The organism is Proteus sp. G2673 (assembly GCF_009915125.1).
In the GTDB taxonomy this organism is placed as follows: domain Bacteria; phylum Pseudomonadota; class Gammaproteobacteria; order Enterobacterales; family Enterobacteriaceae; genus Proteus; species Proteus penneri.
In genome coordinates, this window is the sequence record NZ_JAABLT010000018.1 from 226,470 (window position 1) to 238,476 (window position 12,007).

Annotated in this window: 10 protein-coding genes; 8 read left to right on the forward strand and 2 right to left on the reverse strand. The window is 39.2% G+C overall.

What is annotated here, in order from left to right; genetic code table 11:
* Window positions 1–310 precede the first annotated feature (310 nt).
* Entirely contained in the window at window positions 311–1,960 is a 1,650-nt protein-coding gene (locus GWI59_RS09620) for a Na+/H+ antiporter (RefSeq protein ID WP_072064506.1), read from the forward strand.
* Window positions 1,961–1,962: 2 nt separating this feature from the next.
* Window positions 1,963–2,835, forward strand: a complete 873-nt coding sequence (locus GWI59_RS09625) for a carboxylate/amino acid/amine transporter (protein ID WP_161724549.1) — start codon at window positions 1,963–1,965, stop codon at window positions 2,833–2,835.
* On the opposite strand, the gene metR is transcribed toward GWI59_RS09625, so the two are convergent.
* Window positions 2,750–3,703 carry an HTH-type transcriptional regulator MetR gene (metR, locus tag GWI59_RS09630; RefSeq protein ID WP_109847918.1) on the reverse strand — a complete coding sequence of 318 codons (954 nt, stop codon included), beginning with the start codon at window positions 3,701–3,703 and terminating at the stop codon, window positions 2,750–2,752. The two genes, GWI59_RS09625 and metR, sit on opposite strands and share 86 nt — an antisense overlap.
* A 106-nt stretch (window positions 3,704–3,809) precedes the next feature.
* Between metR and metE the strand changes: the two genes are divergently transcribed.
* Window positions 3,810–6,083: a 5-methyltetrahydropteroyltriglutamate--homocysteine S-methyltransferase gene (gene metE, locus GWI59_RS09635; RefSeq protein WP_161724551.1), complete on the forward strand. Its 2,274-nt coding sequence runs from the start codon at window positions 3,810–3,812 to the stop codon at window positions 6,081–6,083.
* Between the two features lie 175 nt (window positions 6,084–6,258).
* A complete protein-coding gene (locus GWI59_RS09640; protein ID WP_006535561.1) occupies window positions 6,259–7,086 on the forward strand; it encodes a hypothetical protein in 828 nt (275 codons plus the stop codon).
* Between the two features lie 81 nt (window positions 7,087–7,167).
* On the opposite strand, the gene GWI59_RS09645 is transcribed toward GWI59_RS09640, so the two are convergent.
* Window positions 7,168–7,560: a YidB family protein gene (locus GWI59_RS09645; protein ID WP_161724554.1), complete on the reverse strand. Its 393-nt coding sequence runs from the start codon at window positions 7,558–7,560 to the stop codon at window positions 7,168–7,170.
* Between the two features lie 642 nt (window positions 7,561–8,202).
* Here GWI59_RS09645 and udp point away from each other — a divergent pair.
* The 4 genes from udp to rmuC all read left to right on the forward strand — a co-directional run bounded on the left by udp (window position 8,203) and on the right by rmuC (window position 11,924).
* Entirely contained in the window at window positions 8,203–8,961 is a 759-nt protein-coding gene (gene udp / locus GWI59_RS09650; RefSeq protein WP_006535559.1) for a uridine phosphorylase, read from the forward strand.
* 147 nt (window positions 8,962–9,108) lie between these two features.
* Window positions 9,109–9,891, forward strand: a complete 783-nt coding sequence (locus GWI59_RS09655) for a tyrosine-protein phosphatase (RefSeq protein WP_161671006.1) — start codon at window positions 9,109–9,111, stop codon at window positions 9,889–9,891.
* 59 nt (window positions 9,892–9,950) lie between these two features.
* Window positions 9,951–10,481: a DedA family protein gene (locus tag GWI59_RS09660; RefSeq protein WP_072064501.1), complete on the forward strand. Its 531-nt coding sequence runs from the start codon at window positions 9,951–9,953 to the stop codon at window positions 10,479–10,481.
* A 102-nt stretch (window positions 10,482–10,583) separates the two neighbouring features.
* Window positions 10,584–11,924 (forward strand): DNA recombination protein RmuC, encoded by a 1,341-nt coding sequence (rmuC, locus tag GWI59_RS09665; RefSeq protein WP_109399590.1) that lies wholly within the window; start codon window positions 10,584–10,586, stop codon window positions 11,922–11,924.
* Window positions 11,925–12,007: the final 83 nt, after the last annotated feature.

Here is a 12,007-nt window from a genome sequence, read left to right on the forward strand (position 1 = left end):
TTATACGGTCTATTACATTGCTTAGACTGAAAAAGAGAAATAAAAACGTATGCTTTCTAGAATTAATGCCGTTAATAAATAGAGAACAATAAATTGTGTACAATGTGCGGTGTTAGCTACGATTAATCTTAATTTTTAAATATTCTCACAGAGTCTATGTGGGATCTGTTTAAAATAAGCATAGATACATTGATAAAGAAAAGTACGATGCGCGAATTTTACATAATATGTTTCTTTATCGTTCGGTAGGTTTCCCTTTTATAAGGGGAAATGGCTGGTTTCAGGATAAAAATAGGCATGTAAGGGTAACATGGAAATTTTCTTTACTATTTTGATTTTAATACTGGTGGTTTCAGTTTCGGGAGTTATCACAAAATTAATTCCCTTTCGTGTTCCGTTACCATTAATACAGATTGTGATAGGGGCTTTATTGGCATGGCCTCAGTTTGGTTTACATGTCACTTTTGATCCTGAATTATTCCTCGTTCTATTGATCCCACCTTTACTTTTTGTTGATGGTTGGAAAACACCGACACGAGAGTTTATTCAAAATGGGCGTGAGATTTTTATTCTAGTGCTTGTTTTAGTTATGGTGACCGTTGTGGGTATCGGTTATCTGATTTATTGGATGATGCCAAGTATCCCTCTTATTTCGGCATTTGCGTTGGCGGCAGTACTTTCGCCAACGGATGCGGTCGCACTCTCTTCCATCGTTGGTAAAGGGCGAATACCTAAGCGAATAATGGGCATATTAGAAGGCGAAGCACTAATGAATGATGCTTCGGGTCTGGTCGCCTTGAAATTTGCGGTTGCTGTGGCAATGGGCACGATGGTATTTACTGTGGGTGGTGCAACCCTTGAATTTTTCAAAGTCGCCATAGGCGGATTATTAGCAGGTATTGGTGTCACCTTAATTTACAGTAAATCTTTACGATTGATGAGCCGTTGGAGCGGAGACGACCCCGCTACACAAATCGTTTTTATGTTGTTGCTACCTTTTGCCTCTTACCTTATTGCAGAACATATTGGTTTTTCTGGTATTTTAGCGGCTGTTGCCGCCGGTATGACTATCAGTAAATCTGGCGTTATCAGGAATGCGCCTCTTGCGATGCGCTTACGTGCTGATAGCGTATGGTCAATGCTTGAATTTGTCTTTAACGGCCTTGTCTTTATCATGCTGGGCTTACAGCTTCCTATTATTTGGACTAGCTCTGTTATTCAAGCAGATCTTGACCCAGAAGTTGAAGTCTGGATGCTGTTTGCGGCAGTTTTCGTTATCTACTTTGCACTGCTGCTCCTGCGATTTACGTGGTTATGGTTAATGAAGAAAACTAGCCGGATCTTTATGAAAAAGCATCCGCTTGATTTCGCTAATTATACAACGCGTGAGTTGTGGTTATCGTCATTTGCGGGTGTTCGTGGTGCCATTACGCTTGCAGGTGCGCTTTCTATTCCACTCTTTTTAACTGATGGCAGCACTTTCCCGGGACGTTATCAAATTATCTTTATTGCTGCTGGTGTTATTTTACTGTCGATTTTAGTGGGTATCATTTCACTTCCTTTCTTATTAAAAGGCGTGAAGACAACTGATAAAGAAGCAGATAAAAATGAAGTTCGCTATGCACGGAAAGTGATGGCAGAAGTGGCAATTGTCAGTCTGAATAAAATGGAAGAGCGCTTAGCTGCAAGTACTGAAGAGCAGTTGGATGCGGAAGAAATCAATGAAGTTGCTTCTCGTGTTACAGGATATTTACGACGTCGTACTGCGGATCAAGATGAGATGCTCCATAACGCGTTAGAGGAAGATCTCGAAAGACGTTTTCGTTTAACGGCATTACGTGCGGAGCGTGGTGAACTTTACCATTTAAGAGCAACGCGAAAAATTAGTAATGAAACACTCCAATTATTGCTACATGAGTTGGATTTAATGGAAGCGTTGTTAGTAGAGAAAGATAGTTAATTATGTGGTTGCTCATTATTACAACACTGTTATGGGCAGCCTCTTTTAGCCTGATCGGCGAGTATCTCGCGGGTCAGGTTGATAGTTGGCTCTCTGTTCTTATCCGCGTTTCTTTGGCTGCTTTGGTCTTCTTGCCTTTCTTACGTTGGAAGGGAATTCGTTTTAAGGTGATTTTGCTTTATATGAGTGTGGGAGCCTGCCAACTCGGCATTATGTATCTGTTTGTCTTCCATGCTTATAACTATTTGACCGTCGCAGAATTTTTACTGTTTACTGTATTAACACCGCTTTATGTTACGTTAATTTATGATTTATTAGAGCGTCAGAAATTACGTTGGGGTTATGCATTTAGCTCATTATTAGCAGTATTAGGTGCGGCAATAATTCGCTATGATCATTTAAGTGATGATTTTTGGTATGGATTGTTATTAGTGCAACTTGCTAATATTTTCTTTGCTATTGGTCAAGTGGGTTATAAACGATTAATGGAAGTACATCCAATTCCACAACATCATGCGTTTTCTTGGTTTTATCTTGGTGCTGTTGTTGTTTCATTGGTTGGTGCATTGTGTTTTGCCGATTGGCAGAAAATGCCAACAACATCACTACAATGGGGTGTTTTACTCTGGTTAGGAATTGGCGCTTCTGGAATAGGGTATTTCATGTGGAACTATGGTGCCACACAAGTTGATGCTGGAACCTTAGCTATTATGAATAACATGATGGTTCCAGCAGGATTATTAGTGAGTTTTTCTATTTGGCAGCAACATCCAAATTGGCCAAGTTTCATCATAGGCGCGAGCCTGATTGTTGCATCACTTTGGATCCATCGACGCTGGATACGCCGACCTGTTTTACAAAAGGAAGATTATTAACGGCATGCTGGCCTGATAAGCGAATAAACTCTCTAATTGCCGGTTGATGTTGCTCTCCAAGACGGTTAGCAGCATATAATCGGCTCCATAATCCCTCGCCTAATGTTTTTGTCACTACTAATCCTTGTTTTTCAAAATTCTCAACAGCCCAATGAGGTAATGCAGCAATTCCCATACCGGCTGCAACCATTTGAATTAACAACAGCGTATTATCGACATGTTTAAAATGTGGTGTGATCCCCGCAGGTTGTAAAAAATGGCGCCATACATCAAAACGTTCTCTTTGCACAGGATAAATAAATAAGGTTTCTGCAATTAAATCTTGTGGTTGAATATGTAAGCGGTTAGCAAGAGGGTGATCGGGCGATAAAACTAATTTCACTTCATAGTCAAATAGCGGCGTGTAGTGTAAACGTGCATCATCTAAAATATCAGAAGTTAGCACGACATCTAATTCACGTTGTAGTAATGCAGGTTGTGGATCAAACGTAACCCCCGAATGGAAATCGACATTGACTTCAGGCCATGTCTGGCGATATTGCTGTAATGCGGGTGTTAACCATTGAATACAACTGTGGCATTCAATCGCAATATTCAAACTCACACTCCCAGGTTCATTACATGTATCGAGTGCTCTACGAACGATAGGCAATACTTCTTCGGCTAATTTAACCAACACATCTCCTTGTGGTGTGAAACGCAGTGGTTGGCTTTTACGCACAAAAATTCGATAACCAAGACGATGCTCTAATTCACTGAATTGATGCGAAAGGGCAGATTGTGTTTGATGCAATTGATTTGCTGCATTGGCAAGAGAGCCTGTGTGCTTTAGTGCCAATATCGTTTTTAAGTGTTTTATTTCTATCATGAGAAACCTTCAAGTTGTTGATGAAAAATTTGCGCTTGTGATTTATACACTACCTGTAGATTATGGATGTGTAAACATCTAGACGGCTAAAAACAGGATTTTAATTATGACAATTCGCAATCACACACTGGGTTTCCCTCGTATTGGCTTAGATAGAGAGCTAAAAAAAGCACAAGAAAATTATTGGGCAGGCAAGATTTCACAAGAAGAACTTATCGCTGTTGGTAAAGAACTTCGTGCTCGTCACTGGCAACAACAAGCAGATGCGGGTGTTGAATTATTACCTGTTGGTGATTTTGCTTGGTATGACCAAGTATTAGGAACAAGTCTATTGTTAGGCAACGTGCCACCTCGTCATCGTAATGAAGATGGCTCACTTGATCTTGATACCCTATTTAGAGTCGCTCGTGGTAGAGCGCCAACAGGTAAACCTGTTGCGGCATCTGAAATGACGAAATGGTTTAATACTAACTATCACTATATCGTGCCTGAATTTCAGCAAGGCCAGTCATTTACCTTTGCATGGAAAGAGCTACTAGAAGAAGTCGATGAAGCATTAGCTCTTGGTCATAAAATAAAACCCGTTTTACTCGGCCCAGTGACTTACTTGTGGCTAGGTAAAGTAAAAGGCCCTGAATTTGATAGATTAACGCTATTGAAAGATATTTTACCTATCTATCAACAAGTTATTTCTGCATTAAAAGAGAAAGGTATTGAGTGGGTGCAAATTGATGAGCCGGTTTTAGTACTGGATTTACCTGTTGAATGGCAAAATGCGTATCAAACAGCTTATCAAACATTAACGGGGCAAGTTAAATTACTGCTGACGACCTATTTTGATGGTATTTCTCATCATCTTGATATTATTAAAAACTTACCTGTTAATGGGCTTCATGTTGATATTTCAGCAGGGCAAGATGATTTGCAGCGCTTACATCAAGTATTACCTAAAGATTGGGTGCTATCATTAGGTGCCATTAATGGTCGAAATGTTTGGAAAGCCGATTTAAGTGCACGTTATCAGCAAGTGATTGCGCTCAAAGGTAAACGTCCTTTGTGGATCGGAACATCCTGTTCATTACTGCATAGCCCAATTGATTTAAATGCAGAAACGAAACTTGATGATGAAGTAAAAAGCTGGTTTGCTTTTGCTGTTCAGAAATGTGAAGAAGTCGCTTTGTTGGCTAAGGCACTAAATGCGCCCGAAGGCGAGTATGATGATCAATTGGCACAGTACAGTGCACCAATTCGTCAACGTCAGCACTCAACCCGTGTACATAATGCAAAAGTTGAAGCTCGTTTACAGGCAATTGAAGCGCAAGACAGTGAAAGAAATTCACCTTATACCCAACGCGCAGAAATACAACGTGCACGGTTTAATTTGCCATTATGGCCAACCACCACAATTGGCTCATTCCCACAAACAACAGAAATTCGTACTGTGCGCCTTGATTTTAAGAAAGGGCGTATCGATACGGCTGCTTATCGCACAAATATCAGTGAACATATTAAGCAAGCGATAACGGAGCAAGAAAACCTAGGCCTCGACGTATTAGTTCATGGTGAAGCTGAACGTAACGACATGGTTGAGTATTTTGGTGAGCATTTTGATGGTTATGTGTTTACGCAAAATGGCTGGGTACAAAGCTATGGTTCACGTTGTGTAAAACCACCAGTGATTATCGGTGATATTAGTCGCCCAGCCCCTATTACCGTGGATTGGGCAACTTACGCACAATCATTAACTGAAAAGCCAGTCAAAGGCATGTTAACAGGCCCTGTGACAATTTTATGTTGGTCGTTCCCTCGTGAGGATGTGACGCGTGAAACCATTGCAAAACAGATCGCGTTAGCACTGCGTGATGAAGTGGATGATTTACAAAAAGCGGGTATTGGTATTATTCAAATTGATGAGCCAGCATTACGTGAAGGATTACCGTTACGTCGTAATGAGTGGCAGGCTTATCTTGACTGGGCAGTCGATGCTTTTAAATTAAGTGCCGCTGTTGCTGATGATGAAACACAAATCCACACGCATATGTGTTATTGCGAGTTTAACGACATCATGGGATCTATCGCGGCCTTGGATGCAGATGTGATTACTATTGAGACATCACGTTCAGATATGGAGCTTTTAGAAGCCTTTGAACACTTTGATTACCCAAATGAAATTGGGCCAGGTGTTTATGATATTCACTCGCCTAACGTGCCAAATGTAGAGTGGATTGTGGGATTATTAAGAAAAGCGCAATCACGTATTCCTGCAGAGCGTTTATGGGTAAATCCAGATTGTGGATTAAAAACACGAGGCTGGCCTGAAACACGTGCAGCATTAGCAAATATGGTTGAAGCTGCTAAATATTTACGTCAGAACGCATAATAAAATAATTACTTGTTAGCCTGCTATTTTTGAATGGTTACGTTGATAAAAAGTCACTCTATCCAAATAGCAGGCTAATTTTATATAAATAAAAAAGAGTATTAATTAAAACTAGGAGCAAATCTTATTATTGATATTCTAGAGAGTTGTTATACTGCAAAAATTCTCTAATTTTATGGATATAATTATTGTGCAAACGAGCATTCAACTTTCGGATAAAATATTAGATGCTTTTCCAACTCGACCTTTGAAATTAGTTCCACTAAGAGGCGATGGTGGACTATTCCGTACCTTATTTTTAGTGATTGTGATGTTAGCATTGACTGTATTTAGTGCTTATCAAATTCCTAATATTGTTTATGATTACCAAATTAGTAAAAATCCCGTATTTATTAATGCTGATGTTGATGGCTCTTGTCGTTCAAAACTATTTATTTTAACTAATTGTAGTGTTGATTTACGGTATGAAGGTAACGAGGTTTCACGTAATTTTACTTTTCTTGATTTTGGCAATAAAGATATATTGGTTGAACCCGTTGCGGATGAAAACGATCTGACTAAAATGACCGTTGATGTGGCGATAGATAATATTTGGCTTCGTTTAATTAGCACGATTATTTTTGTCGGATTATTTGGTTTTTGCGTGATATTTTTTATTTATCGTCAAATACTGACAAGTAAAGTGAGAAAAGCATTATTATCAGTGGGCACTCAGCCTTTAAAATTAATCGCTGTTCCTGCGAAAGTGGTTGTAAGTAATAAGCAATTTATTGCCACTTATCATCTTAATTTAGAGGGTAAAGATATTCGTATTACTTATTCAGGGAATAAGAAAACACCGCCTATTGTGATTGAGCAAAATGGAAACACCTACGTATTAGCCGTTTATTCACCACAACAGAATATCCCTTATGCTTTGGATGTGCCTTTAGAACGTATTCAAGCAACGCCAGAAGAGAAGCAACGTTTTCATGAAGCGTTGATTGAAGAGGGTTTGCTGTAATCAATTTTGATGATTAAAAATATGATGCGTTCTCTCTTATGGGGGCTTGTAAGGGAAAACGCATTAAAATAGCGTATTTATTTAGCCACCGAAAATTTTCGCTTTCAAAATATCCATCCCCGCACTGACTAAATCTAAGTTTTTAGGCACAACGCCATCTGGTGTGACTTTATCAATTAATTTAGGTAGGTATTGTGCCGCCATTTCAGAGGCTTCAGTTGCACTTAAATTAATTTTTGACGCAAGTTCATTAATAACAGGTGATGAAAAAACCGCTACGATTTGTTCAGCACTGATAGGTAAATTTGTATTTGTACTTATCCAAGATTGAATAAGCTCACTTAAACCTGCTGTATCAAATTGCTTTATTAAGCCTTCAATGCCACCTTGAGACTCAACCCAGTCGAGGACAGTTTTATATTGATTGATTTTTTCGCCACCCAATAGGCTTGCAATTTGGTTAAATAAGCTCATGTTTACTCCAGTGACAGGTGTGTGTCACATTAAGATGTTTGTTTTAAGGGCGGGTAGTGTACGCGCTATACTCGTTATACTTCAAGTTGTAGCGTTGTTGACTACATTCATTCGCAGTAGTCACATACTTATGTATGCTCCTAGCTACTCGTCATACTTCAAGTTGTAGCGTTGTTGACTGTACTCATTCGCAGTAGTCACATACTTATGTATGCTCCTAGCTACTCGTCATACTTCAAGTTGTAGCGTTGTTGACTGCACTCATTCGCACTAGTCACATACTATTGTATGTTCCTAGCGACTCATTCATTTGTCGCCTAGCTACACCTTGAATTATTTAGAGTAGATGTTCGCGAGGATATTTATTTGTATTGAGTATATGTGCCTTAAGGTATTTACCTCGTCTATACTGATGAGATGAATGTTTGTTTTAGTTAATGATTGAAGTCAGCGAATATTGATAATGTATTTACTGAGAATGTATTTTTAATGCTATTTTTCGTGATTGTATTCACATTTTTATGAAATTGTTACTTTATCTGGTGCTTTATAAGTGATTTTTGTCACTAAAAAGGTCTGTAAAACTGATACAGTAGCTTTTAATTTAATGAAGATTGGTTTTGTCCCATTGAGGAGTCCGATATGTCTGATGTATTTCACTTAGGTTTAACCAAAAATGACCTACAGGGTGCCACTTTAGCAATTGTTCCCGGTGATCCGAAGCGTGTTGAAAAAATTGCAAAATTAATGGATAACCCAGTTCATCTGGCTTCTTTACGTGAATACACGTCGTGGCGTGGCGAAATTGATGGCAAAGCTGTTATTGTCTGCTCAACAGGTATCGGTGGTCCATCTACCTCTATCGCCGTTGAAGAATTAGCACAGCTAGGTATCCGCACTTTCTTGCGTATTGGTACAACTGGTGCAATTCAAGAACATATCAATGTCGGTGATATTCTTGTGACGACTGCTGCAGTTCGTTTAGATGGTGCAAGCTTGCATTTCGCACCAATGGAATTCCCTGCTGTTTCTGATTTTGAATGTATGAACGCACTGTATAAAGCGGCTAAAGACAATGGCTCAACTGTTCACGTAGGTGTTACTGCATCTTCAGATACATTCTATCCAGGACAAGAACGTTACGACACCTATACAGGTCGCGTTGTTCGCCGTTTCAAAGGCTCTATGAAAGAGTGGCAAGAAATGGGCGTAATGAACTATGAAATGGAATCTGCAACATTACTAACAATGTGTGCAAGCCAAGGTTTACGTGCAGGTATGGTTGCGGGTGTTATCGTAAACCGTACTCAACAAGAAATTCCAGATGCGGAATTACTGAAGAAAACTGAAAATAATGCGCTAGGTATCGTTATCGAAGCCGCTCGTGCTTTAATGAAATAAGTTTTTTTAATCAAATATAAAAGCCCTTAATACTCTGGTGTTAAGGGCTTTTTTTGTATGGTAATTCATCACGTTAATGTATTAACAGACACTGATTTCTGTTAAGGTCTTTGGGGTCTTAACAATACAACAATGAGAAGAGGCATTATGACTGATATCTTACAAACACATCCTTCGGTGTTGCCTTTAGTCGGCGGAATTAACTTTCGTGATTTAGGCGGTAAAAAATTGAGTAACGGTGGTGTTATTAAACCCGGAATGCTCTTTCGCTCTGGCTCACTGGATAGATTAACCAATACTGACCAATCTCTGCTCATTGACAAAAATCTTTTTCAAATCATTGATTATCGTGATAGTGGGGAAATCGTTGATAAACCAGACCGTGTCTGGGAAGGCGCGCAATATTATCATGCTCCTGCAAACCCATTATCCAAAGAAGTTTCTGCAAACCTTGAAAAGTTGACACCTGAAATACTTGAGCAATTTGATGCTAAAGCCTTTATGTTTCAGCTATATAAATTATTACCTATTAATAATCCTGCCTACAAACAATTAGCTATGTTATTAAAGCAGCCTGAAAAAGGGGGGGTTGTGCAACACTGTGCGGTAGGCAAAGACAGAACAGGTGTTGGCTCTGCTTTAGTGTTATTTGCTCTTGGTGCATCTTTAGATGTGGTGATGGAAGATTACTTGCTTACTAATGAAACATTAGCGCCTTATCGTGCTTATCTTTTAGAAGAACATGCCAAAACAATGAGTGATAACATTGTTGATAAATTTGCCTATGTTTACTCAGTACAAGAAGAGTTTCTGCAAACAGCATTGGCCAGTATTAATCAGCATTATGGTAATGTTGATACTTGGCTAGAAAAAGATATCGGTTTAGATGCTGCTAGCCGAGATGCCCTACAAAATTATTTTCTCGAATAATAAAGTGATTTATATTCGGTTAATATTATTTAGGTTAACCGAATATAAGGTCGTCTATTTTGACAGTACAAGACATTATTCATACCATCACTCTTTTTGTAAAAGAGCACGAAGTTTGGGCTATTCCAATCGTGTTTTTCCTTGCTTTTGGTGAGTCACTCGCGTTTATCTCTTTGCTTATTCCTGCCACAGTGATTTTATTGGGATTAGGCGCCTTAATTGGTGAGAGTGGTCTGTTTTTCTGGCCGATTTGGCTAGCTGCTGCGTTAGGGGCTTTCTTTGGTGATTGGGTATCGTACTGGGTAGGGTTTCACTATAAAGAGGGGGTAAGAAATTTGTGGCCAATTTCACGTTCACCACAAACATTGGTTAGAGGTCATCAATTCTTTAATCGATGGGGGATTTGGGGGGTGTTTATTGGACGATTTTTTGGACCTTTTCGTGCAATTGTCCCGTTAGTTGCCGGTATTTGTGCGATGCCACAACGTTATTTTCAAATAGCTAATTTAACATCAGCCATGATTTGGGCTTTTGGTATTTTGGCGCCTGGTGCTTTTGGTTTGCAATGGCTTGCGAAATGGATCGGATAACTGCGTCCTTTATCGCAAATCAAGTCATGATATAAATTGTTGCTAGACAATATTATCTATGCGTTTTAACGTAGCCCGCTGGAAAGTAAAAAGGTCACTTTAGTGGATATTCAGTTGTTATATGGGATCATTGGTTTATTAGGTGGGGTACTTGTTGGGGGGGCGCTGGTTTGGTGGTCTATCCAACAACGTTTATCCGATAAAGAAACCATGCTACGTGAAAATCATACACAGCTTGCTATCGCCCAAGAAAAGGCGGTGATTATCCCATCTTTACAACAACATATAGAACAGCTAGAGCAAGAATTACGCGCTCAGAGAGAAATTATTACTTCTCAAGAAGCTGAATTAAGAGAAGTGACAACTCGTTGGGAAGAAAGCCGAATATCCGCAGAGGAAAAACAGCGATTATTAATTAATAGTGAACAACGGCTTGCTACACAGTTTGAGAACTTAGCTAATCGTATTTTCGAACAGAGTGGGCGTAAAGCTGAAGAGTTAAATCGCCAAGGATTAACACATTTACTTTCACCATTTCGTGAACAACTCGAAAGCTTTCGACGACAAGTTCAAGATGGTTTTGGGCAAGAAGCGAGAGAGCGACATACTTTGGTTCATGAAATTCGCCAGCTTCAACAATTAAATGTCAAAATGGCACAAGAAGCGGTGAACCTAACAAATGCCTTAAAAGGGGACAATAAAGTCCAAGGTAATTGGGGTGAAACGGTATTAGCGCGTATATTAGAGTCTTCGGGATTACGTGAAGGTCATGAGTTTGAAACGCAGGTGAGTATTCGCCATGAAAATGGCGGTCGCTATCAACCTGACGTTATTGTGCACTTACCTCATGGCAGAGATGTCATTATCGACGCTAAAATGTCGCTGGTGGCATATGAAAAGTATTTTAGTAGTGATAACGATAGTGAACGTAAACAAGCGCTTTATGCGCATGTGAACTCAATTAAAGCGCATATTAAAGGATTGAGTGTAAAAGATTATCATAAACTACCGGGTGTAACGTCTTTAGACTATGTTTTAATGTTTATACCCATAGAGCCAGCTTATCTTGTTGCAATTGGTCATTCTCCTGACTTGTTAGAAGAAGCATTGAAAAACAATATTATGTTAGTTGGGCCATCTACTTTACTTGTTGCTTTGCGTACAATAGCTGCATTGTGGCGATATGAATATCAAAGTCAAAATGCGCAAGAAATTGCAGACAGAGCGGCTAAAATGTATGACAAATTAAGACTTTTCGTTGATGATATGCAAGGGCTAGGAAACAGTATTCAAAAAGCGCAGTCTGGCTATCTATTAGCGATGAAAAAACTCTCTGAAGGTCGTGGAAATCTTATCAGTCAAGCGGAAGGCTTTAAATCCTTAGGGGTTGAGATAAAAAAAACGATTGATAATGATCTCATTGAAAAATCAGCATCTGATTGATTTGATAAAATAAAGAGATAAAGACTTCTGAAAACGACCAGTACTAAATTTACTAAATTTTGATTAATTAGCGGGCAAATAAT